This window comes from Clostridium senegalense, from assembly GCF_018916625.1.
Lineage (GTDB): Bacteria > Bacillota > Clostridia > Clostridiales > Clostridiaceae > Clostridium_J > Clostridium_J senegalense.
In genome coordinates this window covers 1,009,140-1,033,512 of record NZ_JAHLNC010000001.1, presented here as the reverse complement: position 1 = coordinate 1,033,512, position 24,373 = coordinate 1,009,140, and the positions used below count along the sequence as shown (strand labels likewise).

The 24,373-nt window shown below is 29.9% G+C and carries 24 protein-coding genes and 1 riboswitch; of the genes, 23 read left to right on the top strand and 1 reads right to left on the bottom strand.

The window, feature by feature from the left end; all coding sequences use genetic code 11:
* Window positions 1–92: 92 nt before the first annotated feature.
* On the bottom strand, window positions 93–953 hold the full coding sequence (locus KQI36_RS04860) for a YitT family protein (protein WP_216449862.1): 861 nt from the start codon (window positions 951–953) through the stop codon (window positions 93–95).
* Window positions 954–1,356: 403 nt separating this feature from the next.
* Here KQI36_RS04860 and proB point away from each other — a divergent pair, with 403 nt between their 5' ends.
* From proB to lysA, 23 genes are all read left to right on the top strand, one after another.
* Window positions 1,357–2,169 carry a glutamate 5-kinase gene (proB, locus tag KQI36_RS04855; RefSeq protein WP_216449861.1) on the top strand — a complete coding sequence of 271 codons (813 nt, stop codon included), beginning with the start codon at window positions 1,357–1,359 and terminating at the stop codon, window positions 2,167–2,169.
* 26 nt (window positions 2,170–2,195) lie between these two features.
* Window positions 2,196–3,440 (top strand): glutamate-5-semialdehyde dehydrogenase, encoded by a 1,245-nt coding sequence (locus tag KQI36_RS04850; RefSeq protein ID WP_216449860.1) that lies wholly within the window; start codon window positions 2,196–2,198, stop codon window positions 3,438–3,440.
* Between the two features lie 205 nt (window positions 3,441–3,645).
* Entirely contained in the window at window positions 3,646–4,788 is a 1,143-nt protein-coding gene (locus KQI36_RS04845; protein ID WP_216449859.1) for a 1-propanol dehydrogenase PduQ, read from the top strand.
* A 1,283-nt stretch (window positions 4,789–6,071) separates the two neighbouring features.
* Window positions 6,072–6,902: a MerR family transcriptional regulator gene (locus KQI36_RS04840; protein ID WP_010293449.1), complete on the top strand. Its 831-nt coding sequence runs from the start codon at window positions 6,072–6,074 to the stop codon at window positions 6,900–6,902.
* Window positions 6,903–7,402: 500 nt separating this feature from the next.
* Window positions 7,403–8,497, top strand: coding sequence for a membrane protein (locus tag KQI36_RS04835; RefSeq protein WP_010293447.1), 1,095 nt, complete (start codon window positions 7,403–7,405; stop codon window positions 8,495–8,497).
* Between the two features lie 5 nt (window positions 8,498–8,502).
* Window positions 8,503–8,769 carry a hypothetical protein gene (locus tag KQI36_RS04830; protein WP_010293446.1) on the top strand — a complete coding sequence of 89 codons (267 nt, stop codon included), beginning with the start codon at window positions 8,503–8,505 and terminating at the stop codon, window positions 8,767–8,769.
* A 284-nt stretch (window positions 8,770–9,053) separates the two neighbouring features.
* Entirely contained in the window at window positions 9,054–9,350 is a 297-nt protein-coding gene (locus KQI36_RS04825) for a BMC domain-containing protein (RefSeq protein WP_010293445.1), read from the top strand.
* A gap of 25 nt (window positions 9,351–9,375) precedes the next feature.
* On the top strand, window positions 9,376–9,684 hold the full coding sequence (locus KQI36_RS04820; protein ID WP_010293444.1) for a BMC domain-containing protein: 309 nt from the start codon (window positions 9,376–9,378) through the stop codon (window positions 9,682–9,684).
* A gap of 35 nt (window positions 9,685–9,719) precedes the next feature.
* Complete coding sequence (locus KQI36_RS04815; protein WP_216449858.1) at window positions 9,720–11,207, top strand: aldehyde dehydrogenase family protein; 1,488 nt, start codon at window positions 9,720–9,722, stop codon at window positions 11,205–11,207.
* A gap of 47 nt (window positions 11,208–11,254) precedes the next feature.
* On the top strand, window positions 11,255–13,792 hold the full coding sequence (gene cutC, locus KQI36_RS04810; RefSeq protein WP_216449857.1) for a choline trimethylamine-lyase: 2,538 nt from the start codon (window positions 11,255–11,257) through the stop codon (window positions 13,790–13,792).
* Window positions 13,793–13,931: 139 nt separating this feature from the next.
* Window positions 13,932–14,885 (top strand): choline TMA-lyase-activating enzyme, encoded by a 954-nt coding sequence (gene cutD / locus KQI36_RS04805; protein ID WP_216449856.1) that lies wholly within the window; start codon window positions 13,932–13,934, stop codon window positions 14,883–14,885.
* A 33-nt stretch (window positions 14,886–14,918) separates the two neighbouring features.
* Window positions 14,919–15,272 (top strand): BMC domain-containing protein, encoded by a 354-nt coding sequence (locus tag KQI36_RS04800; RefSeq protein ID WP_010293436.1) that lies wholly within the window; start codon window positions 14,919–14,921, stop codon window positions 15,270–15,272.
* Window positions 15,269–15,715, top strand: coding sequence for a EutP/PduV family microcompartment system protein (locus tag KQI36_RS04795; protein WP_010293434.1), 447 nt, complete (start codon window positions 15,269–15,271; stop codon window positions 15,713–15,715). The genes KQI36_RS04800 and KQI36_RS04795 overlap by 4 nt, the downstream gene beginning before the upstream one ends.
* Before the next feature lie 6 nt (window positions 15,716–15,721).
* The gene (locus KQI36_RS04790; RefSeq protein ID WP_216449855.1) at window positions 15,722–16,435 is read left to right on the top strand and encodes a cobalamin adenosyltransferase; all 714 of its coding nucleotides are present in this window, start codon (window positions 15,722–15,724) and stop codon (window positions 16,433–16,435) included.
* Window positions 16,417–17,262, top strand: coding sequence for an ethanolamine utilization protein EutJ (gene eutJ / locus KQI36_RS04785; protein WP_010293432.1), 846 nt, complete (start codon window positions 16,417–16,419; stop codon window positions 17,260–17,262). Before KQI36_RS04790 ends, eutJ begins: the two co-directional genes overlap by 19 nt.
* Window positions 17,263–17,280: 18 nt before the next feature.
* Entirely contained in the window at window positions 17,281–17,577 is a 297-nt protein-coding gene (locus tag KQI36_RS04780) for a BMC domain-containing protein (protein ID WP_216449854.1), read from the top strand.
* Between the two features lies 1 nt (window position 17,578).
* Window positions 17,579–17,842 carry a EutN/CcmL family microcompartment protein gene (locus KQI36_RS04775; protein WP_010293430.1) on the top strand — a complete coding sequence of 88 codons (264 nt, stop codon included), beginning with the start codon at window positions 17,579–17,581 and terminating at the stop codon, window positions 17,840–17,842.
* Between the two features lie 78 nt (window positions 17,843–17,920).
* Window positions 17,921–18,583 (top strand): cupin domain-containing protein, encoded by a 663-nt coding sequence (locus KQI36_RS04770; RefSeq protein WP_216449853.1) that lies wholly within the window; start codon window positions 17,921–17,923, stop codon window positions 18,581–18,583.
* Between the two features lie 20 nt (window positions 18,584–18,603).
* Window positions 18,604–19,305 carry a BMC domain-containing protein gene (locus KQI36_RS04765; RefSeq protein WP_010293427.1) on the top strand — a complete coding sequence of 234 codons (702 nt, stop codon included), beginning with the start codon at window positions 18,604–18,606 and terminating at the stop codon, window positions 19,303–19,305.
* A gap of 34 nt (window positions 19,306–19,339) precedes the next feature.
* Complete coding sequence (locus tag KQI36_RS04760) at window positions 19,340–20,950, top strand: acetaldehyde dehydrogenase (acetylating) (RefSeq protein WP_010293426.1); 1,611 nt, start codon at window positions 19,340–19,342, stop codon at window positions 20,948–20,950.
* A complete protein-coding gene (locus KQI36_RS04755; RefSeq protein WP_010293424.1) occupies window positions 20,950–21,600 on the top strand; it encodes a phosphate propanoyltransferase in 651 nt (216 codons plus the stop codon). The genes KQI36_RS04760 and KQI36_RS04755 overlap by 1 nt, the downstream gene beginning before the upstream one ends.
* 113 nt (window positions 21,601–21,713) lie before the next feature.
* Window positions 21,714–22,004, top strand: coding sequence for an ethanolamine utilization microcompartment protein EutM (eutM, locus tag KQI36_RS04750; protein WP_010293423.1), 291 nt, complete (start codon window positions 21,714–21,716; stop codon window positions 22,002–22,004).
* A gap of 267 nt (window positions 22,005–22,271) precedes the next feature.
* Window positions 22,272–22,448: riboswitch (Lysine riboswitch) on the top strand.
* Between the two features lie 126 nt (window positions 22,449–22,574).
* Window positions 22,575–23,870, top strand: a complete 1,296-nt coding sequence (lysA, locus tag KQI36_RS04745) for a diaminopimelate decarboxylase (protein WP_216449852.1) — start codon at window positions 22,575–22,577, stop codon at window positions 23,868–23,870.
* Window positions 23,871–24,373: the final 503 nt, after the last annotated feature.

The following is a 24,373-nucleotide window of genomic DNA, read 5'->3' as shown; positions in this document are numbered from 1 at the left end:
TTATATAATATAGGAAAGAAATATTTTATGCTTATATATGAAAAAATAATAAAAAACTATGCTAACTTAAAATTTTAGCATAGTTTTTAACTTTATAAACTTTGTTTAAATCCTCTTCCATGAACCTCAGATGTATCTGAAATAGAGATAAAGGCTTTTTCATCTATAGAAGTGACTATATTTTTAAGTTCAGGTAATTGACTTAAAGGTATAATACAATAAAGGATTCTTCTTTGGTCTTTACTATAAGCGCCTTCACCATAAAGATAAGTAACTCCTCTATGTAGATTTTTCATTAAAAAATTTGCTACCAAGTCCTCTTTATTAGTAATAATGAAAACAGATTTTGTTTGATTTAATCCTTTAACTACATTATCAAGGACAAAAGCAGTTGTATACATAGCTATTAACGTATATAAGGCACTAGTTATCCCGAATACAAAAGCACTGATACTAACAATAATTAAATTTATACCAAAAGAAATTTTACCTATGTTTAGAGTGGTGTGCTTTCTTTTAATTAACATAGAAATTATATCAAATCCGCCAGTAGAGCCATGATGTGCGAATATTAGTCCAAAGCCTATTCCATTAAGAACTCCACCATATAAACAGTAAAGCAATGTGTCTGTTATATTCAGAATATTAGATATAGAGCTTGTTAATATTAATGATAAGGATAAAGATAATGTTCCTACCAAAGAATATAGAGTGAATTTTTTATCTAATTTTGTAAAGCTTAAGATAAATAAGGGAATATTTAATAAAAGAATTATGTATCCAGCTTGAATTTTGAATAAGTATTGAAATATAAGAGCTACACCGGTAACACCACCACTTAAAAGTTTAGCATGTATTAAAAACATATTTATTCCGATTGAACTTATAAAACTTCCTAATATAATAAATAATAAATCTATAATGTTAGCTTTGTCTAAAACTTTCGTATCCATATAAATTTTCCTCCTAAGTTGTAAATGTTGTAATAATAATCTAGTAATTCTTCTCGTAAATGTTAAAAATTCTTGAAATTATAAATTTTTAAATATATATTTATAATTAGTTAATTTACATATTATTATGAGTAAAAAATATAATGATTTTTAAATTTTTTATAAAAAACTCAAACCTTTATATAATTTACTAACTAAATATAATTGAAAAATAAAAAAGTAAATTATAAAAAATTTAAAATAGAGGAAAATATAAAATTTATAACATATATTTAGTAAAATTTAAAAAATATTTAATATTATGCATAATATATTAATAAACTACTTATATTTTTATGATAATATATATTATAAAATTTATTTAAATATAAAATTATTGAAGGGAACTTAAGAGGAAAGAGAAATGAAATATCGTGAAAACATTAAAAACTCAAAAAGAATAGTTATAAAAATTGGAACATCAACCTTAACCTATGACAATGGAAACATAAATTTAAGAAGAATTGAAAAGATAGCTATGTCAATATCAGATTTAATAAATAGTGGGAAAGAAGTAATTCTTGTAACATCTGGATCAATAGGAGTAGGTGTAAGCAAGATGAACTTAAAGGAAAGACCTAAAACTATTAGAGAAAAACAGGCAGCAGCATCTGTTGGACAAGTAGCCCTTATGAATATTTATAGTAAATTATTTGGAGAGTATGGATATTCAGTAGGTCAAATACTTTTAACAAGAGATATTATAGAATGCGAAAGAAGTAGAAATAATGTTGTAAATACTTTTGAAACTTTGTTAGAAAGTAGAATAATTCCAATAGTAAATGAAAATGATAGTGTGTCTATAGATGAAATTGAAAATGTATCTAGATTTGGAGATAATGATAATTTAGCAGCAATAGTGTCTACTATTGTAGATGCGAATCTTCTTATAATACTATCAGATATTGATGGATTTTATGATTCTAATCCAAGAACAAATAAAGATGCAAAACTTATAAAGGAAGTAAAATCTATAACTAAAGAAGTACAAAGTTTTGCAGAAGGTGCAGGAAGTAATTTAGGTACAGGTGGTATGGAAACTAAAATACATGCAGCAAAAATTGTAACTGAAAATAGTACCAATATGGTATTAGCAAATGGAAAAGACCCAGGTATACTTATTGATATATTAAATGGGGAAGATGTAGGGACTTTATTTTTAGGAAAAGAAAAATAGACAAAATATAAAGGGAGAAATTCTATATGGAAGAGTTAATTTTAAAAGGTAAAAAAGCAAAAGAAGCTTCATACATATTATCAAATATTTCAACAAATAAAAAAAATGAAGCATTAAATGAAATGTCAAAAGCATTATTAGAAAATATTAGTGAAATAATATCAGCAAATAAAATTGACATAGAAAAGGCAAGAAATAAGGGAACATCAGAAGCAATGCTAGATAGATTGCTTTTAAATGAAGACAGAATTAAAGGAATGAGTAAAGGTTTAAAGCAAGTAGCAGGTCTAGAAGATCCTGTAGGGGAAGTAAGTTCTATAATAACTAGACCAAACGGATTACAAATAGGTAAGAAAAGAGTGCCACTTGGTGTGATAGGAATAATATACGAAGCAAGGCCAAATGTAACTTGTGATGCAGTTGGATTATGTATAAAATCTGGTAATGTAACAATATTAAGAGGTGGTAGTGAGGCTATAAATTCTAATAAAAAAATTATAGAAGTATTAAAAAAAGCATTAGAAAAAACTCAGTTGCCAACAGAATGTATTCAATTGATAGAAGATACAAGCAGAGAAACTGTTAAAAGTATGATGAAATTAAATGAATATATAGATGTGTTAATACCAAGAGGGGGAGCAGGATTAATAAAGTCAGTGGTAGAAAATGCAACAGTGCCAGTAATAGAGACAGGAACAGGAAATTGCCATGTTTATGTTGATGAAAATAGCGACTTGGAAATGGCAAAAGAAATAGTTATAAATGCAAAAACTAGTAGACCAGCAGTTTGTAATGCTGAAGAAAAGTTGCTTGTTCATGAAAATATAGCAAAAGAGTTTATTCCAGTAATAGTGGAAGAATTAAGAAAAAGAAAAGTAGAAGTTAGAGGAGACGAAAAATCTATAGCAGTAGTAAATGATATAATACAATCTAATGAAGATGATTATTATAAAGAGTATCTAGATTATATAATTTGTATAAAGATAGTAAAAAACATAGATGAAGCTATAAGTCACATAAATAAATATGGTTCAGGACATTCTGAAGTTATAGTAACAAATGATTACCAAAATACTCAAAAATTTCATCAACAAGTAGATGCAGCGGCAGTTTATGTAAATGCATCTACTAGATTTACTGATGGAGAGGAATTTGGATTTGGGGCAGAAATAGGCATAAGCACTCAAAAGCTACATGCAAGGGGACCGATGGGGCTTAAAGAACTAACTACTAATAAGTATATAATATTTGGAAATGGTCAAATAAGATAACATTTATAATTAAAATTAAATTGACTTTTCTAACAGTATTGTATTGTGAAAGTAATATTGATATAATAAAATAAGCAAAGTTTATATAGACTTGCTTTGATTGTTATAATTTGATTGTTATAAATTGTAAGTTGATTTTATATTTAAACTAAAAATAACTAATTTCATTCATATCTTAAATATTTTTTAATAGGAGAAGAGAGATATGAAAGAATTTAGTATTAACACAAATGTTTATTTTGGAGAAGGTTCTTTAGATAGACTAAATGAAATTAAAAATAAGAAAGTATTAATTGTATGTGATAAGTTCATGGAAACTTCAGGGACAGCTGCAAAAATACAAGGAAAACTTGATAATTGCGAAGTAGCTATATATAGTGATATTGTACCTGATCCATCTTTAGAGGTTGTTGCTGCTGGTATTCAAAAGTTACAAAGCTGTAATGCACAAGTTCTTATAGCTCTTGGTGGAGGATCATCAATTGACGGAGCTAAGGCTATTAGAGAATATGCAAAAAAAGTTACTGGAGGGGTTTGCTCAATAGAAGAATTCTATGCTATACCTACTACAAGTGGTACAGGCTCAGAAGTAACAGAGTATGCAGTAATTACGAATAAACAAGAAGGATTAAAATACGCTCTTGCAGATAAATCTCTTCTTGCAGATTATGCTATACTTGATCCAGAACTAGTAAAAACTGTACCTAAAGCTATAACTGCTGATACAGGAATGGATGTAATTACACATGCTATAGAGGCGTATGTTGCAAATGATGCTACTGATTTTTCAGATGCACTTGCAGAAAAAGCTTTAACTTTAGCTTTTAGATTTTTACCACAAGCTTATCTTGATGGAAATGATATAGTAGCAAGAGAAAAACTTCATAATGCATCATGTCTAGCAGGTATGGCTTTTAATGCAGCTGGACTTGGTATTACTCATAGTTTAGCCCATGCATTAGGTGGAAAGTTACATATTTCTCATGGAAGAAGTAATGCAATGATACTTCCTCATGTTATTGAATATAATGCTAATTTAAATAAAGATACTTTTAAAGTTGAATATAGTACAGCAGCTAAAAAATATCAAAGACTTGCGAAATTATTAAAACTACATGCACCAAATGTACATATTGGCGTTAATAATTTAATTAGAAGTATTGTAGAACTTCAAAATACATTAATGATTCCAAAAACATTAAAAGAACAAGGTGCGGATATGAATTTAGCTCAAACATTAAAAGAAGAAATTGTTAATGCAGCTCTTAAGGATATTTGTACAACAGCCAATCCTAGAGAAACAACAAGTGAAGAGTTATTAATGGTTTTAGATAAAATTTTTGAATAAAATATCGTTTTTAAACCACTCATTAATGAGTGGTTTTTTTATGTGTTTTGCAAAATATGAGAAATTTAGTTAAAATAAAATATAATTAAAAATAATGATAAAAAATGTATTCAATTTAAGAAAATTAAATTTAGATTTTAAAACATATGTATTTAAACAACTAAAACTATTAACTTTGACTAAAGTAATATGTTAATTATAAGTAAAATTAAATTTGGAATTATATAATGACTTTAGCATATTTTAATAAATAAAAGTTTATTGCGAATCCTTAGCTTTGACGGCAAAATATATAATTAAAACAGACTTTATTTTAAAAATACAAATAAGCATTTATAGGATTCCAAGGCTATTTTAAAAATTATCCATTCCAAAACTTGGATAACTAAATAGTGCTACATGCTCCGAACCACTTACAACTCAACACTTTATCTTGTATAAAAATATTTTAAGATTATTGAATAAATTTGAGCTTGTTTTCCTATAACATACTGAGTATCTTAATTTTTTAATGGATTAAAAGTAAATATACAAATTTAAAATGCCATATATAGGAAACAAATGGAAGGAGTTTCTTCTTTACAGTTGTGTTGAGAATAAGTAATATTATTTATAAGGAGAATGCTATCTTTTTATAATTTCTATTATTTTAAACTATATTTTAAGGTTTGACATTGTCCATTAATTATTTAAAACTATCAAACTATATTTATAATAGATATACATAATTAAGTATTTATAATTCTCATCAAAAGCATATTCTTATCATCAAGAAATCTGTGTATTTAAAAATTCAATTCTATTAAAAATTTTTATTATATGAATTAAGTTTTTAAAACCATAGTCATCCTTATAATTTTTGGTAACATCATAATTTTAAAATTCATCTAAATTACTTATTATTAAAAGAAATTTGTCTTATAGTTATAAGTTTATTAGCTGTGGTAGTTGTATTAAACACATAACAAAAATAGAAAGTTTTAAATAAAGATTATAGAGAAATTACTTAGGTATTTTAATAAATATAAGTTTAGGGCGAATATTTTGAAAATTACAAAGAGTTCTTATCTCTGTTAAATAAATTTAAAATATTAATAAACATTGTAAATATAAAATTAATTTTCTTAAATAATAAGGATTCCTCTATTAATTTGTAATTTGGATTGTTAAATATTATACATTTAGTTGAGGAAATTCTTTTTGATAAAGTTTTCAAAGTCTTAAAGTCTATCAAGTTTAGATTTTAAAAAGGCTAAAAATATTATAAAAAAGGTGGTCTTAGTATGGGAGAAGAATTATATTCAATAGGAAAAGTTGGAGAAATATGTCAAATAACTACTAAAGCATTAAGATATTATGACAAAATGGGAATATTATCTCCAGATAAAGTAGCCAATGAAAGTGGCTATAGATACTATAGCAAGAAAAATTTATTAGCTGTACCTATGATAAAGTATTATAAACAAAGTGGATTTAAACTTGAGGAAATGAGAGAGTTTTTAAAAGGGACAACCTATGACTTCTTTGATAAAAGGTTTAGAAAAAAAATTGATGAATTAGATGAACTTGAAAAAGAGATAAATTTAAAAAAAAGATCAGTTAAAGATTGGCACGATTTAATAGTTGAGGCACAGATGGTAATTGAAAATAATGCTTGTGATGTGGCTGTAAAATACATAGACAGTCGTACTTTAACTTTTTTAAATCAAAGTTTTAAATACGATTATATGGATTCAATAATAAACATAGAATTTAACAATTATATAGATGATATGAATAATGCAGTAACAGGACCTGTAATTATATGTTTCCCATCATTTAAAAATAAAATTAATGGGAAGTGCAATAATATACGAATAATGCAACAGACAATTTTAAAGTGTAAAGAGGAAGTAAGTGTGGAATTTGGTGGATGGATGGCTGTTGCTTGCTATCATATAGGAGCTCATGAAACAATTAATGAAACCTATATGAAAATGCAAGAGTGGGCGAAAAATCATAATTATATATGCTGTGAAGAATCCTATGAAAGATATGTAACAGATTATTGGACAACCAAAAACACAGATAAATTTGTAACAGAAATTTTAATTAAAATTAAGAGAAAAATTTAGTTTTAGTATATTGAAAACGTTGACCCTAGGGGAAGGTATAGAAGGGGATTGAGAGGTATCAAATAAAAATTCATAATATTATTAAATGAAAAAATTTATTTATTTTTAAAATTAAATTGAATTAATGATATATTTATTGTTTTCTACAAAAGAAAATTATGGTTATAGTTATCATGTTAAAAACTGATATAACTGACATTGTGAATGTTTTATAATTGTTTATTAATTTGGAAGTGAAGTTAAATTAATAATATTTTTAATTTTGTCCAAATGTTTTTAATAATTATATATTGACTTTACCCCAAAGGGAAAGGACTATAATTTATTTGAGAATAAAATACTTACAAGGTATGAAATGAAAAGTTGTTTGAGAGTTTAAAAATAAAATGTCCAAAATTATAACAATCACAAAAATATTAATCTATTAAGGTTAAGTTTGAAAGAGTATATATTTTATTAATTATATAAAATTTATTATTTATTGAAAGGAGTTTTATTTTATGTATGAAGTTTCAAAAGCAGTAAATGTAGAAGCAATTGCTGCAAAAAAGAAATTATCAAGTAATTTCTTTAAAAAGGGTGTATCCCTAGCTTTATTTTCAGGACTTGCCTATGGATTATACACTGCATTTCTAACGATGGGTATGACTAAAGGAGTTTGGGGGGACTGGTATGGTGTTAATACAGCAGGCTTATCAGCATTTGTTGTAGCATACTTACTTGCAGCACTTGGTAATGCGATAAATGATACGTGCAGTGCTATTTGGGCTCTTTCATATGCCGTAGTTAAAGGTAAATTTGGCGATTTTTTAAGATGTATTAATACAAGACCGGGACGTGTTATGATAATAGCTGCTCTTATTGGAGGACCAATAGCTGGTACTTCGTATGTTATAGCTCTTCAAATGGCCGGTTCGATAGTTGTTCCAATATCAGCTCTTTGTCCTGCTATTGCTGCTATATTAGGTAAAATTTTATATAAGCAGGAATTAAATAAACGTATGGCTTTTGGTATTGCAGTCTGTGTGTGTGCTAGTTTTTTAATTGGTAGTACAGGCTTTAGTGGCGGTGCTTCAAAAAATACTATAATTGGTATTTTAATAGCAATTATTGCAGCTTTAGGATGGGGATTTGAAGGATGTGTAGCTGGATATGGTACAGCTATGATTGATCCTGAAATTGGAATTTGCATTCGTCAAGTAACATCAGGTATAGCAAATCTATTTATCTTAGTTCCAATCTTTGGAGTAATTGCTGGTGGAATAAATATTTCTGCAGATCTTGCTGTACAAGCATTCACAAGTGGACCTGCAATGATATGGTTTGCTTTAAGTGGTCTTTTATCATTCATGACATTTATGACATGGTATGCTGCAAACAGTAAGTGTGGAGCAGGACTTGGTACTGCATGTAATGGTACATATTCATTCTTTGGACCATTATTCTGTTTATTAGTACTAGGAGTATACGGTGGAATGGACGGATGGTCATTACCTTCAGTTGCTTGGATCGGAGCTGTAATAATGATGTTTGGTATACTTACAATATCTATGAATCCACTTGATTTATTTAGAAGAAAAAAAGAGGAGGTTTAATATAGATGAAACCACTTAACTATGCAATCTTAAAATACTTTACTAAAGTTGAAGAAGCTTGTGCTGATGATGTTATGGATGCATTAAAAGGCGAGTATGGAAATTTTAAGGCGTTTAATAAAAAATCTATAATTAATGCTTTAATGACAGCTGAAGCAAACGGACTTGTTGAAGAAACAAGAATTGATTTAGACAAAAATAAAGAGTTAAGAGTTTATTATCATGCACATGAAGAAGGAGCTGCTACAATTAATAAATTTATTAAAGATTAATTTTTAGCATTAACAAAAGTTAAATGATTTAGAAATCTCTTAAATTTATAGTTAAGTAATTATTTTAGTAATTATTATTGAAAAATTATTCTTAATAAAATACTTTAGAATAAAATTATTAGAAAATTTTTACTATAAAAAATATTATTACTTTTATAAAAAGGTAAGAAATCTAATAAACATATACAACAAACCAAAAATACATATAAACATACAAAATATATACAAGTTGTGTGATTTAGCGGACTAATGTACAAGCTAAAATCAAGAAGGAGGACTTATCAATGAGATATTATGGAAATGAGGCACTAGGTCTTGTAGAAACAATAGGGTTAGTTCCTGCACTTCATGCTGCAGATCAAATGCTTAAAGCAGCAAATGTTGAGCTGATTTCATATGAAAATATTGGATCTACTCTTGTAACAATTATGGTAAAAGGTGATGTTGGAGCAGTGAAATCTGCAGTAGAAGCAGGAGCTAAAGCAGCAGCATCAGTTGGAACTTTAACAGCACACAATGTTATGCCACGTCCTATTAGACCGGTTGGCGATATTGTTTCAGTACACGATATTGATTTATAAGATATAGAAAGGAAATGATATACATATGGCAAGATATGAAGCTTTAGGGCTAGTTGAGACTTTTGGTTTAGTTTTTGCTTTAGAGGCAGCAGATGCAATGTGTAAAGCATCAAATGTTGAACTTGAAGGCTATGCAAATGTTGCATCAGGATATATAACTGTATTAGTTCGTGGAGATGTTGGAGCTTGTAAGGCAGCAGTAGATGCTGGTGTTGCAGCAGTTGAAGCAATGGAAGGTGCAAATCTTTATAGTTCAATGGTTATTCCAAGACCACACCAAGATATTGAAAAAATAATAAAACGTTACGAGCTTGTAAATCTTATAGCTGAGTAAAAGTAAAATTTTTTCTAAGGAGAGGGGGGGAGAAAATGAATATTATAGATAATGATTTACTCTCCATTCAAGAAGCTAGAATTCTTGTTGAAAATGCTTATGAGGCACAAAAAAAATTAGCGACTTTCCCACAAGAAAAACTTGATGAGATAGTTGAACGTATGGCTGAAGAAGTTGAAAAACATTTAAAGGAACTTGCAAAAATGTCTAATGAAGAAACTGAATATGGAAAGTGGGAAGATAAATATATTAAAAATCGCTTTGTATGTAAGTATCTAAAAAATAGACTTAAAGGCATGAATTGTGTTGGGGTAATTAACAAAGATAAAGAAAATAACACAATGGATGTCGGCGTTCCAATGGGGGTTATTATAGCCTTTTGTCCAGCTACAAGTCCTGTTTCTACAACAATATATAAAGCGTTAATTGCAATTAAATCAGGGAATGCAATTATATTCTCGCCTCATCCAAGAGCTAAGAATACAATTTTTAAAGTAGTTGATATTTTAATTCGAGCTGCAGAAGGTGTAGGACTTCCAGAAGGTGCTCTTGCATACTTACATACAGTAATGAAAAGTGGTTCATTAGAACTTATGAATCATAAAAGTGCTTCACTTATAATGAATACTGGTGTTCCAGAAATGCTGGATGAAGCTTATAAATCTGGCAAACCAGTTATATATGGTGGCAATGGTAATGGTCCAGCTTTTATAGAGCGTACTGCTGATATAGAGCAGGCTGTTAAAGATATTATTGTTAGCAAGAACTTTGATTATGGAGTTGTATCTGCTGCAGAGCAATCAATTGTTGTAGATAGTTGTATTGCAAATGAAGTTAAAAATGAGCTTCAAAAAAATGGTGGATATTTTATGACAGAAGAAGAAGCTGAAAGGTTGGGAAAAATATTCTTTTATAAAGATGGAAGTCTTGACCTAGAAATGGTTGGTAAATCACCACAGTTTTTAGCTAAAAAAGCTGGTTTTACTGTTCCAGAAGATGTGAGGGTACTTATTTCTAAACAAAAATTTGTTTCTCAAAGTAACCCTTATTCAAGAGAAAAACTTTGTCCAGTATTAGCTTTTTATATAGAAGATGACTGGATGCATGCTTGTGAAAAATGTATAGAGTTATTGTTGAGTGAACGACATGGACATACACTCGTTATACATTCCAAGGATGAAGAAGTTATTCATCAATTTGCATTGAAGAAACCGGTTGGTAGAGTGCTTGTTAATACTTCAGGAACTTTCGGAAGTATGGGAGCTACTACAAATTTATTTCCTTCAATGACTTTAGGAAGTGGGTCTGCAGGTCAAGGAATGACTTCAGATAATGTTTCACCTATGAATTTGATATATGTACGTAAAATTGGATATGGGGTTCGTAAAGTAGATGAAATTGTTAATACAGTAGAGGTTAAAGAGAATTCTTCATATGCAGTTTTAAATAATAATTCAAATGAAAGTGATAACTTCAAATTATTAGAAAGTGTTTTGAAAAAAATTCTATATGAATTAAAGTAAAAAATATATTTAATATTTAAATAGATTAAAGAATGTGAGGTAATAAAGTGGATATTCGTGAGTTTACAAATAAATTTATGGAAGCTACAAAAAACATGTCTGATGAAGAACGTGCTGGTTTAATGGAAATGTTTAAGAAAGTTTCTAATGATATAACAAAAGAAGAAACAACAACTAATGTTGTATGTGAGAATAATGGTGAAATTCCAGATGGAATGACAGAGCGTTTAGTTAAATTAAAAGAAAACTATTTAAAGCATGTACCATCAATAACAATTCACCGTGCAAGAGCTATAACTAAAATGGTAAAAGAAAACCCTGGAATGCCTAAGGCAATTTTACGTGGTAAGTGTTTTAAATATTGTTGTGAAACTGCACCATTAGTAATTCAAGATCATGAGCTTATAGTTGGAGCACCAAACGGAAAACCTCGTGCTGGAGCATTCTCTCCTGAGATATCTTGGAGATGGCTAGAAGAAGAAATCGATACAATAGGAACAAGACCACAAGATCCATTCTATTTAGCAGAAGAAGATAAAAAAGTATTACGTGAAGAGATATTTCCATTCTGGAATGGAAAATCAGTTGATGAATATTGCGAAAGCCAATACCGTGAAGCAGGTGTATGGGAACTTTCAGGAGAATCCTTTGTTTCAGATTGTTCATATCACGCATTAAATGGAGGAGGAGACTCTAATCCAGGATATGATGTTATATTAATGAAAAAAGGTATGCTTGACATAATAAGAGAAGCAGAAGAAAAATTAGCAGGACTTAGCTACGAAATACCAGAAGATATAGAAAAAATTTACTTCTACAAATCATTAATAGATACTGCAGAAGGGGTTATGATATATGCTAAACGTATGTCAGAGTATGCTGCACAATTAGCTGCAAAAGAAACTAACCCTAAGCGTAAAGCTGAACTTTTAAAAATATCTGAAGTAAATGCAAAAGTTCCAGCTCACAAACCAACTAATTTCTGGGAAGCAATACAAGCGGTTTGGACTATAGAGTCATTACTTGTAGTTGAAGAAAACCAAACAGGTATGTCTATAGGACGTGTTGACCAATATATGTATGAATTCTACAAAAATGATATAGAATCAGGACGTATGAATGATTTTGAAGCATTTGAATTATCAGGTTGTATGCTTATAAAAATGTCTGAAATGATGTGGTTAACAAGCGAAGGTGCATCTAAATTCTTTGCAGGTTACCAACCATTCGTTAACATGTGTTTAGGTGGAGTTACAAGAGAAGGTCGTGATGCTACAAACGAGTTAACATATCTTTTAATGGATGCAGTTCGTCACGTTAAAATATATCAACCAACTTTAGCTTGTCGTATACATAAAGCATCACCACACAAATATCTTAAGAAGATTGTTGAAGTTATTCGTGCAGGTATGGGATTCCCAGCATGTCACTTTGATGATGTTCACATAAAAATGATGTTAGCAAAAGGAGTTTCTATAGAAGATGCAAGAGACTACTGTTTAATGGGATGCGTAGAGCCTCAAAAATCAGGAAGATTGTATCAATGGACTTCTACAGGATATACTCAATGGCCAATATGTATAGAACTTGTTCTTAATCATGGTGTACCACTATGGTATGGCAAGCAAGTATGCCCAGACATGGGAGATTTAAATAACTTCAAAACTTATGAGCAATTTGAAGCAGCTGTTAAAGAGCAAATTAAATATATTACTAAATGGACAAGTGTTGCTACAGTAATTTCTCAACGTGTTCACAGAGATCTTGCACCAAAACCACTTATGTCTATGATGTATGAAGGATGTATGGAAAATGGTAGAGGTGTAGAAGCTGGTGGAGCTATGTACAACTTTGGACCAGGAGTTGTATGGAGTGGTTTAGCTACTTATGCAGATTCTATGGCTGCTATAAAGAAATTAGTATTTGAAGAGAAGAAATATACTTTACAAGAAATGAATGAAGCATTAAAAGCTGATTTTGTTGGATATGAAAGATTAAGAAAAGATTGTTTAGAAGCACCTAAATACGGTAACGATGATGACTATGCAGATTATATTGCTGCTGACTTAATCAACTTTACTGAACAAGAGCATCGTAAATATAAAACATTATATTCAGTGCTTAGCCATGGTACTTTATCAATCTCAAATAATACTCCATTTGGACAAATGACTGGAGCTACTGCAAATGGACGTAGAGCATGGATGCCATTATCAGATGGTATAAGTCCATCACAAGGAGCAGATTATAAAGGACCTACTGCTATAATAAAATCTGTTTCTAAAATGTCTTGTGAAGATATGAACATAGGAATGGTTCATAACTTCAAGTTAATATCTGGTCTTTTAGATACAAAAGAAGGAGAGCAAGGAATAATAACATTATTACGTAGTGCGTGTGCTCTTCAACTTGGAGAAATGCAGTTTAACTACTTAGATAACCAAACTTTAATAGAGGCACAAAAACACCCAGAGCAATATCGTGACTTAATTGTTCGTGTTGCTGGATATAGTGCATTCTTTGTTGAGTTATGTAAAGATGTTCAAGATGAAATAATCAGTAGAACTATGCTTACACATTTCTAATAAACTTAAAGTTTAAAAAAGAAATTAGCTAGATTAAATTTTATAAAGTCTGTAATCTACAGATTTATTCTGTAGATTATAGATTTCAATTAAGACATATATTAAAAATCAAAGTAAATGAAACTGGAGAATGAAGAATATGAATAATGGAAATTTAGGTGTAATTGAACGTAAAGCGACGATTTTTAATATACAAAAATATAATATGTATGATGGAGATGGAATAAGAACTCTAGTATTTTTTCAAGGGTGCCCACTTCGCTGTAAATGGTGTGCAAATCCTGAAGGAATGATAAAAAAACATAGAGTTATGTTTAAAAGTAATTTATGTGTTAACTGTGGAGCTTGCGTTTCTGCTTGCCCTGTTGGAATACATAGTATCTCTAATGAAACTTTAAAGCATGAAGTTAATCGTGATATTGACTGTATCGGATGTGGTAAATGTAAGAGTGCTTGTCTTAAATCTGCAATATCAATAGTTGGAGAAGTAAAAACTATTTCTGAACTTTTAGAAATTGTAGAAGAAGATAGAACTTTTTATGAAATGTCTGGTGGTGGAGTTACATTAGGTGGTGGTGAAGTTTTAATGCAGCCTGAAGCAGCATGTAGTTTACTTATGGCATGTAAGCAAGAAGGCATAAACACTGCAATTGAAACTTGCGGTTATGCAAAACTAGAATCAGTACTTAAGGTTGCTGAGTTCACAGATTTATTCCTATTTGACATTAAACATATTGATTCTGAGAGACACTTTCAGTTAACAGGTGTGAGGAATGAACAGATTTTAGAAAATCTTACAGAACTTCTTCGTCGCAAATATAATGTAAAAATTCGTATGCCTTTATTAAAAGGTGTAAATGATTCTCAAGAAGATATTGAAAAAGTTATGGAACTTTTAGAACCATATAAAGATTATAAGAATTTTAGAGGAGTTGATTTGCTTCCATATCATAAAATGGGGGTAAATAAATACAACCAGCTAGGAATTGAATATCCTATAAAGGATGACCCAAGTTTGAAAAGTGAAGATTTAGATAGAATAGAAGGATGGATTAAAAAATACGATTTACCTGTAGAAGTAATCCGCCATTAATTTAAATAGATAATAAGATGGGAGGTAAGGTTTATGGAAAATTCACTTGATAGAAATATACAGCGTATTATACAAGAGTCAGTTCCAGGAAAACAGATTACCATAGCTCATGTTATTGCATCACCTATGACTGATATATATGACCGTCTAGGGATTGATGAAAAAGGAGCAATAGGTATTTTAACCCTTTCTCCATATGAAAGTGCCATAATTGCAGCAGATGTTGCCACAAAAGTTGCAGATGTTAAAATTGGATTCCTTGATCGTTTTACAGGTTCAGTTGTAATAAATGGAGATGTTCAAAGCGTTGAAACAGCACTTGAGGCAGTGAATAATACGTTAAGGGATATGCTTGGATTTACTCCAGCTATTATTACAAGAACATGAAGAAAAAGCGCATAATGGTAATTGGCCCTTCAGGATGTGGCAAAACTACATTAATTAATGCATTGAATGATTATGAAGGTCCTTTAAGACGAACACAGGATTTGCTTTATGGCAAAAATACCATTGATGTTCCAGGAGCCTATGTAGAAAATTCATGGATGTACAAGCATATAATTGCAACAGCTCAAGATGCATCTCATGTGCTTATGTTGATTGATCAATCTAATTGTACTGAAATGTATTCCCCTGGATTTGCAAAGTGTTTTAGATGTCCAGTAATTGGGGTTATAACAAAATGTGACTTATCATCTGAAAATGAAGAGAAATGTTTGCAACAGTTAAAGGATATAGGTATATCAGAGCCGTATTTTCATATTAGTTTTCCTATGGGAACAGGAATTGATGCTTTAAAGAAGTATTTATTTGAAAAAGGTGAGGAGTAAAGGTCAATGATGAAATTTATTACTGAAGAGTATTTAAGAGATTTATACAGAAAAGAACCTTTTAATACCTACAAGTTACAACAGGGACAGCGCCTTACACCTGGAGCAGCTCAATATTTGTCTGATAAGAGAATAGAAATAAATGATAAAGCTTTAAAAGTAAAGAAAAAAGTTCCTCAAAGCAATCAGAATGAAGACAAACATACTGAAAGCAAGCAGGCTGAAACAGCAAAGCAAGTGAGAAACATTGACCTTAATTTAAAGAGGAAGCTTTATTATAAGTTAAAATCTATAGAGGCAGTATTTCTTGTTACTAGTAGTGAAATATTAAGAGAAGATATTTTTTTAGCACAAAATATTATAAACTTGGGCAAAAAAATATCAAATGTTAGAAATGTTGTGAATGGGAAAGGTACTCTTGAAACTATTAATTGTAAAGAGTGCAGTGGAATGAATTCAGCAAATTTCATAACTGAGTTGGATGATTGTTTTGAAATAACAGAATTTCATATTCAGCTTAAAAAAGGCAATGTAATTTTGAAAATGCACACACTTCGTTGTGCTTTACAGGAGTTACAGTTTGAAATAATTGAGACGTATAACAATGATGATGATGATTTGAAAAATAGAATTATAGAGAATGTTAATTCAATAATTAATTCGCTATCTCAGTTGATTTGTTCGGCAGTAGGAGGAAAAGAATGTCAGAGAAAAGAATAAACTTCGAACGTTGTGATGATTTTGTTAGAAAGTTTGAAGAAGTTATAGAAAAACCAATTGTTAATGAATCTTCGGTTTATTATACAGGAGTAGACTTAGGTACTGCTTGTGTGGTGTTAGCGGTTTTAGACGAAAACTATGAGCCTGTTGCAGGTGCATATAGATATGCAGATGTAGTTCGTGACGGTATGGTTGTTGACTATATTGGGGCAGTAAAAATTGTCAGAGAACTTAAGCAGGAAATCGAAGAAAAATTAAATACTGAGCTTCTTTATGCAGCTGCTGCAATTCCACCTGGAACAGATTCTTTAGATTCTGGAGCAATTAAAAATGTAGTTCAGGCTGCAGGATTTGAATTAACATGTCTTTTAGATGAGCCTACTGCTGCAAATGCTGTACTTAAAATTGAAAATGGTGCCGTTGTAGATATCGGTGGTGGAACAACTGGAATATCAGTTTTAAAAGATGGAAAAGTTGTTTATGTTGTTGATGAACCTACAGGGGGGACTCATTTTTCATTAGTTATTTCAGGGGCATATAAAATGCCATTTAAAGAAGCAGATAAATTTAAAAGAGATAATAAAAATCATAAAGAAATTTTGCCATTACTAAGACCAGTAGTTGAAAAGGTAGCATCAATTATTAATCATAATATTAAGGATTATGATGTTAATGAAATTTCTTTAGTAGGTGGTACTTGCTGTTTGACAGGAATTGAAGAGATTATAGATAAAAAAACTGGAGTATATACTCATAAGCCTAAAAATCCTATGTTTGTTACACCGCTTGGAATAGCATTAAGTTGTACACAAGATATTATTGAATAATAAGGGGAGTGTTTAAAAGTGGATTTTAGAATTATAAAATCACCTTCCAATAGCACTAAAGATATTCTTAAAAGACGAATGAGTGGTAATTGTAAAACAGAGATAGATAGTGTTGATGCAATAGGGCTTGTTCAAGGTAAACTTATTGATATGATTTATGTCGCAGATATTGCTGAGAAAGCTGTTGGCGTTACCGTTGAAGATATAAGGGGTACATGTCCACAACACATGGTTTTACTTGGTATTTTTGGTGACACATCATCAGTTGAAGCTGCAATGAAGGAGATTCAACTGAAAATGAAAGAGGGAAAATAATATGATAATAGCAAGACTTATTGATAATGTATGGGCTACTAGAAAAGCAGATTCACTTAGTGGACTCAAATTTATGCTTGCTGAAGAAATTAGTGGAACCAATGAAGGCCGTAGATTTGTCGTTGTTGACATTATCAGTGCAGGCATTGGGGATAGGGTTATAGTTAGTACTGGATCAGCTGCACGTAGAATGCTAGGTGATGATAATATTCCAGTAGATGCAGTTGTAGTTGGAATAGTTGATAGTGATTGTAATTTAGATTAGAGCACAATCTTTTTTAAAATAATTAAAGGTTTTTAGGATTGGTATATATACTAAGATTATTTGAAAGGATGTGAAAATATGAAAAAATTAATCTGTGCAAAAGATATTGAGGAGTTAATAGTAAGTGGAAAAAAAGCTTTCTATATAGATGGTAGTGAGATAATCACGCCAGCAGCTAAAGAACTTGCAATAAATAATCAAATAGAATTCACTACAGAAGTTTCTAAGCCTAAAGCACAGCAATTAGAAGTAAAAAAAGCTCCAAGTATAGAAGGCATGGACAGTGAGATGTTACTTAACTTTTTTAGAGCTTTAATGGACAAAGGTCTTTTACAAGAATTACTTGAATGCTTAAAGCCAAAGAACCTTTTGTTTGATGCTGAATGTGACTCTAGCGGACTTAAGGTTGTTAGAGGAAATACAGTAAAAATGGATGTATTTGACACTGGAGATTCAAATGTAAGAGCTTACTTTCAAGAGTTAGTAAGTAAAAAAGAATCAAAAATGAGTGCTGGATTTTTAGTTATTGAAAACTCAAAGTTTGATTGGGAGTTAACTTACGAGGAAATTGATTATGTTATAGAGGGAACTTTAACAGTTGAAATCAATGGAAAAACATATACAGCTTATCCTGGAGATGTACTATTCGTACCATCAGGTTCTAAAGTAGTTTGGGGTTCACCGGACAAAGCTAGAGTGTTTTATACAACATATCCAGCAAACTGGGCTGATCTTTTATAGAAGACTAGGAGGATAAACCTATGCAAGCACTTGGTTTTATAGAAACAAGAGGTTTACTTACAGCTATTGAAGCTGCTGATACAATGGCAAAATCGGCAGATGTAAGTATTGTTGAAAAAACTTATGTAGGTGGTGGTCTTGTTACAATTGTAGTTACAGGTGATGTAGGTGCAGTGAAAGCAGCTATAGAGGCTGGTGGAGCAGCTGTTAAAAATATTGATGAAGAATCTTTAATTTCAGAGCACGTAATTCCAAGACCACATGAGGAATTGGAAAGTATAATAGGACCTAACACTTCAAAAGAAATTTTGGAAGTTCCATCATCTAATAAAGAAGATGGTTTAAAAGAAATAGAAAAAACAGAAGAAAAAATCACAGCAAATGTAGAATACACTGAAGAACATGTAGAGAAAGCTGAAAAAGCAGAAGTGCATGAAGATAAACTAGAAGAACAGTTAGAAAAAAATCAAGAGATTTTAGAAACTGATTCAGATAAACTACATAAAATGAGTTTACAAAATTTACATAAAGATGACATAGATAATTTAATAAATAAAGATGGTATAGAAAAAACTATTTTAATGTTATCTAAGCTAAAGGTTGTTAAACTTAGAAATTTAGCTCGTGAATATGATGATTTTGTAATTAGGGGTAGAGCGATTTCAAAAGCTGACAAAAATTTATTAATTACAAAATTTAAAACATATTATGAGAAAAATTAGCTAGAGTGATATTTACGAAAGGAATGAAAGTACCATGGAAAATTTTGATAAGGACTTATATTCAATACAAGAAGCAAGAAATCTTGCTAGACTTGGAAAAATAGCAGCTAATAAAATTGCTGATTACACTGAAGAACAAATTGATAAGATTTTACGTAATATGGTTAGAGTTGCAGAAGAAAATGCTGCTTGTTTAGCACAAATGGCAGTTGAGGACACAGGTTTTGGTAAAGTTGAAGATAAAACTTTCAAAAATCATTTAGCATCTACTATACTATATGATTCAATAAAAGATATGAAAACTATCGGTATAATTGGAGAAGATGAGGTAAACAAAGTTATAGAAGTTGCTGATCCAGTTGGCTTAGTTATGGGAATAGTTCCTTCAACAAACCCAACATCTACTGCAATTTATAAATCAATGATAGCTATAAAATCTCGTAATGCTATAGTGTTTTCACCACACCCATCTGCAGCAAGATGTACAATTAAAGCAGCTCAATTAATGAATGATGCAGCTGTTGAAGCTGGTGCACCAGAAAACATTGTAAGTGTAGTACATACTCCAACAATTGCAGCTACTAACGAATTAATGAAATGCAAAGAAGTTGCTATAATAATAGCTACAGGTGGTCCAGGAATGGTTAAAGCTGCTTATAGTGCAGGAAAACCAGCTCTTGGTGTTGGTGCAGGAAACTCTCCAGCATATATTGAAAAAACAGCTAATATCGAAAAAGCTGTTAGAAATATTATGGCAAGTAAAACTTTCGATAATGGTACAATTTGTGCATCAGAACAATCAATAATATGTGAAGAATGTAACTGCGACGCAGTTGTTGCAGAGTTCAAAAAACAAGGTGGATACTTCATGACTGAAGAAGAAACTAATAAAGTTTGTAAATTATTATTCAAAAACGGACATGCTATGAATGCTAAATTTGTTGGAAGAAGCCCACAAGTTATTGCAACTGCAGCAGGAATATCAATTCCAGAAGGAACAAAAGTACTTATAGGAAAGCAAAACGGAGTAGGCGAAGGAAATCCTTTATCATATGAAAAACTTACAACAGTTTTAGGATGCTATACTGTAAAAGATAGCAAAGAAGCATATGAGTTAAGTTGCGAATTACTTCAAAACGGAATTGGACATACAATGAGTATACATACTGAGGATAGAGCTATTGTTATGAAATTCTCAGGGGTACCAGCATCTCGTATTCTTATAAACACTGGTGGAACACAAGGTGGAACAGGTGCAAGTACAGGACTTAATCCTGCATTTACTTTAGGCTGTGGAACTTGGGGTGGAAGCTCAACATCTGAAAATGTTACTCCAGAGCACTTAATAAATATAAAGAGAGTTACTTATGGTTTAAAAGATTGCGCAACATTAGCATCTAATGATCCAACTTTCAACTGTATAAAAACTGCAGAAAACTGTCATGGTGTTCAAAATCAATTTATTAATATGAGCCCAGCTCAAATTGCAGCAGCAGCAGAAGTTTTAAATAAAGTTAATGATTCAGTTAAAAATACTAATAATTGTACTGAATGTAGTAGCGAAGCTAAGAATGAAAGCGGAAAAAATGAAGAACTTTTAGACTTAGTTAATCAAATAATTGCTACTATGAAGGGGAACAACTAATGGAAAATTATGAAGAATTACTAAAGGTTTTATTAGAAGCTGTAAAGGATAAAGGATCAAATGCTACAATTGGTGGAAATTCATCTGAAATTCCAGTAGGTGTTTCTAATAGACATGCACATCTTTCACAAAAAGATATAAATACTTTATTTGGCGAAGGTTATAACCTTACAAAACTTAAAGATTTATCTCAACCTGGACAATATGCATGCAAGGAAACTATAACAATTTGTGGACCAAAAGGTGCCATTGAAAAGATTAGAATCCTTGGACCAGCAAGAAGTAAGTCTCAAATTGAAGTGCTAATGGGAGACTGCATTAAACTTGGAGCAGCACAATATGTAAGATTGTCTGGAGAATTAAGCAAAACAGCTGGAATTACACTAGTTGGACCAAAAGGTTCTGTTCAGCTAGAAGAAGGTTTAATAGTTGCACAAAGACATATTCATATGACACCTGAAGATGCTAAAAATTTAGGCGTGTGTGATGGAGAGATAGTATCAATAAAATTTGATGATTTAAGAGGCGGAACATATAGCAACGTCGCTATTAGAGCTAATGATACTTCAAAGCTTGAATGCCATCTTGACATAGAAGAAGCTAATGCAATGGGCATTAACTCAAAATCAAAAATAACAATAGTAAAATAAGAAAACCACAAGATTAAAATAAGAGTTTATAATTAAAAAGGTAATATCATTAAAATAAGAGTTTATAATTAAAAATAAAATAAAAAAATAACTATATTTAGGAGGATTTTCAAATGAAATACGATGCATTAGGAATGATAGAAACAAAAGGTTTAGTAGGAGCAATAGAAGCAGCAGACGCTATGGTTAAAGCTGCAAATGTATACTTAATAGGTAAAGAATATGTTGGAGGCGGACTTGTAACTGTTATGGTTAGAGGAGATGTTGGAGCTGTTAAAGCTGCTACAGATGCTGGAGCTGCTGCTGCACAACGTGTTGGAGAATTAACATCAGTTCATGTAATACCTCGTCCACATTCTGAGGTTGAAGTAATTCTTCCAACAGCTAAAGAAGCTACAAAATAGTATTTTAATTAAAATAAAGGAGTTATTGCAAAATTAACTTGTAAAAGTTAATGGAGCAATAGCTCCTTTTTATAAAAATTTAGTTAAATAAAATCAGATTAATTATTTTAGGTTAATAATAGAAAATAAATATTTTATAAAAAGATTTGCATATGAGTTTGTTAGTACAAATATAAGTAGAAATAAAATAGATTTATATTAAATAAAATATAAAACTGTTGACAAATATAAAAATCATATGTAAAATAACGTATTAAATAAAAGAATATTGATTGTAGAGGTCGCGATAGTTATAAGTACCAATAATGAGGTAAGCACAATGATTTATTGGAAAAGGAGTTATCGCCGAAGGATATAACTTATGCTTTAAGGTTATATACCTGGGTATGTATAAAATATATGCATAACTGTCACAAGTTTAAATTGTGTTGAGCTACATTTGAGGAATAAATGGTATATTTATATTGATTTTATGTCCCCTTAAGTGTTACTTAAGGGGTTTTTTATATTTAAAAAGATATACACACCCTGTAGCAAAAGCAAAATACCAAAAATTGGGAGGAAACTATTATGAAATTACAAGGAACTATGTTGGTAAGAGAAAATGAATTGTATATAGGGGGTGTAAGTTGTAAAGAACTTAGAGAAAAATATCAAACACCACTTTACGTATTTGATGAAGAGTTAGTTAGAAATAACTGTAGAGAGTATGTAAAACATTTTAGAGTAAATAAAGAAAATAATAGAGTGGCTTATGCAGGTAAAGCATTTTTACCTATATATATGTGTAAGTTAATAAATGAAGAAGGGTTATATCTTGATGTAGTATCAGGAGGAGAATTATATACAGCATATAAGGCCCAATTCCCTATGGAAAAAATATTATTTCATGGAAATAATAAAACAATAGAAGAAATAAAAATGGGTGTAGAACTAGGAGTTGGAAGATTTGTTGTAGACAACTATTATGAATTAGAATTATTAGAAAAAATTTGTGAAGAAAAAGGTAAAAAGCAAGCTGTTTACTTTAGGATAACTCCTGGAATAGAAGCGCACACACATGAATATATAAAAACTGGACAAATTGACTCTAAGTTCGGATTTACGTTATCAAATGGAGAGTTATATAACGCATTAGAGAAATTGAATAATTATAAAAATATAGAGTTGGTAGGGATACATGCGCATATAGGGTCACAAATATTTGAAGTAGAGCCGTATTTAGATGAAGTTAAAATAATGATGAACTTAGTAAAAGAAATAAAGGAATCCTATAATATAGATATAAAAGAAGTAGATTTAGGTGGAGGGATTGGGGTTTATTATACGGAAGAAGATAAACCGAAAACAATAAAAATATTCTGTGAAGCTATAATAGAAAAAACAGAGGAAGTATGTAAAAAAATTGATATAAAAGTACCTATTTTAATAATAGAACCAGGAAGGTCAATAGTAGCAAATGGGGGAAGTACAATATATACAGTAGGAGCTATGAAACATATAAAAGGTATAAGAACTTATGTAAGTGTAGATGGTGGAATGACAGATAATATAAGACCATCTTTATACCAAGCAGGATATGAATGTGCAATTGCTAACAAAATAGGGGAAAAGAGAAAAAACCAAGTTACAATATCAGGTAAGTGTTGTGAAAGTGGTGATATACTTATAACAGATACTAATATTATGGACATAAAAAGTGGAGATATATTAATAGTTTCATCAACTGGTGCATATGGATATTCAATGGCATCAAACTACAATAAAATAACAAAACCAGCAGTAGTATCAGTACAAAATGGAAAAAGTAAATTAATATGTAAAAGACAAAGCTATGAAGATTTATTTAAATTAGAAGTAGTATAAAAGAAAAAAATTAAAAAATAGAATGTTAAAGTTAAACCCACAATTTTAGAAATTAAAATTGTGGGTTTATAAAAATATAGAAATATAAAAAATTAATTTGTAAGAGCTACAATAGGTTATTTAAAGTTTATTATTAGTTAAGATGTCGAAATAAACAGAAAAAGATATATACAACTATTCGAAATATTAATAGTTAAAACTTATCTATTTTAAATTTAAAAATTTTAGAATAAATATTAATTAAAAATGAATTTTATAAATATTTTATAATTTTACAACAATAAATATTTTCTATAATAATTACTTTAAAAATTACATTTTATGTATTTGAAAACAGTGAAACAAAAAAAATATTTAAAATTATAATATTATATTAAATAAATTATCATTAATAATAAAAAAATTTAATAAAATAAAATTTTTTTTAATAATTATATGAATAAAATTACATTTATTCAATAAAATTATTTTAATATAATTATTTGACATATATATTTTTTTTA

What these genes read in the sequence shown, in the direction of transcription:
- KQI36_RS04800 (WP_010293436.1), top strand. Translation starts at nt 14,919, where the DNA reads ATGGAAAATTCACTTGATAGAAATATACAGCGTATTATACAAGAGTCA.
- KQI36_RS04845 (WP_216449859.1), top strand. Translation starts at nt 3,646, where the DNA reads ATGAAAGAATTTAGTATTAACACAAATGTTTATTTTGGAGAAGGTTCT.
- KQI36_RS04820 (WP_010293444.1), top strand. Translation starts at nt 9,376, where the DNA reads ATGGCAAGATATGAAGCTTTAGGGCTAGTTGAGACTTTTGGTTTAGTT.
- KQI36_RS04860 (WP_216449862.1), bottom strand. Translation starts at nt 953, where the DNA reads ATGGATACGAAAGTTTTAGACAAAGCTAACATTATAGATTTATTATTT.
- KQI36_RS04835 (WP_010293447.1), top strand. Translation starts at nt 7,403, where the DNA reads ATGTATGAAGTTTCAAAAGCAGTAAATGTAGAAGCAATTGCTGCAAAA.
- KQI36_RS04815 (WP_216449858.1), top strand. Translation starts at nt 9,720, where the DNA reads ATGAATATTATAGATAATGATTTACTCTCCATTCAAGAAGCTAGAATT.
- KQI36_RS04765 (WP_010293427.1), top strand. Translation starts at nt 18,604, where the DNA reads ATGCAAGCACTTGGTTTTATAGAAACAAGAGGTTTACTTACAGCTATT.
- eutJ (WP_010293432.1), top strand. Translation starts at nt 16,417, where the DNA reads ATGTCAGAGAAAAGAATAAACTTCGAACGTTGTGATGATTTTGTTAGA.
- KQI36_RS04825 (WP_010293445.1), top strand. Translation starts at nt 9,054, where the DNA reads ATGAGATATTATGGAAATGAGGCACTAGGTCTTGTAGAAACAATAGGG.
- KQI36_RS04850 (WP_216449860.1), top strand. Translation starts at nt 2,196, where the DNA reads ATGGAAGAGTTAATTTTAAAAGGTAAAAAAGCAAAAGAAGCTTCATAC.
- KQI36_RS04775 (WP_010293430.1), top strand. Translation starts at nt 17,579, where the DNA reads ATGATAATAGCAAGACTTATTGATAATGTATGGGCTACTAGAAAAGCA.
- KQI36_RS04755 (WP_010293424.1), top strand. Translation starts at nt 20,950, where the DNA reads ATGGAAAATTATGAAGAATTACTAAAGGTTTTATTAGAAGCTGTAAAG.
- proB (WP_216449861.1), top strand. Translation starts at nt 1,357, where the DNA reads ATGAAATATCGTGAAAACATTAAAAACTCAAAAAGAATAGTTATAAAA.
- KQI36_RS04760 (WP_010293426.1), top strand. Translation starts at nt 19,340, where the DNA reads ATGGAAAATTTTGATAAGGACTTATATTCAATACAAGAAGCAAGAAAT.
- lysA (WP_216449852.1), top strand. Translation starts at nt 22,575, where the DNA reads ATGAAATTACAAGGAACTATGTTGGTAAGAGAAAATGAATTGTATATA.
- KQI36_RS04795 (WP_010293434.1), top strand. Translation starts at nt 15,269, where the DNA reads ATGAAGAAAAAGCGCATAATGGTAATTGGCCCTTCAGGATGTGGCAAA.
- KQI36_RS04840 (WP_010293449.1), top strand. Translation starts at nt 6,072, where the DNA reads ATGGGAGAAGAATTATATTCAATAGGAAAAGTTGGAGAAATATGTCAA.
- KQI36_RS04770 (WP_216449853.1), top strand. Translation starts at nt 17,921, where the DNA reads ATGAAAAAATTAATCTGTGCAAAAGATATTGAGGAGTTAATAGTAAGT.
- KQI36_RS04790 (WP_216449855.1), top strand. Translation starts at nt 15,722, where the DNA reads ATGATGAAATTTATTACTGAAGAGTATTTAAGAGATTTATACAGAAAA.
- KQI36_RS04830 (WP_010293446.1), top strand. Translation starts at nt 8,503, where the DNA reads ATGAAACCACTTAACTATGCAATCTTAAAATACTTTACTAAAGTTGAA.
- cutD (WP_216449856.1), top strand. Translation starts at nt 13,932, where the DNA reads ATGAATAATGGAAATTTAGGTGTAATTGAACGTAAAGCGACGATTTTT.
- eutM (WP_010293423.1), top strand. Translation starts at nt 21,714, where the DNA reads ATGAAATACGATGCATTAGGAATGATAGAAACAAAAGGTTTAGTAGGA.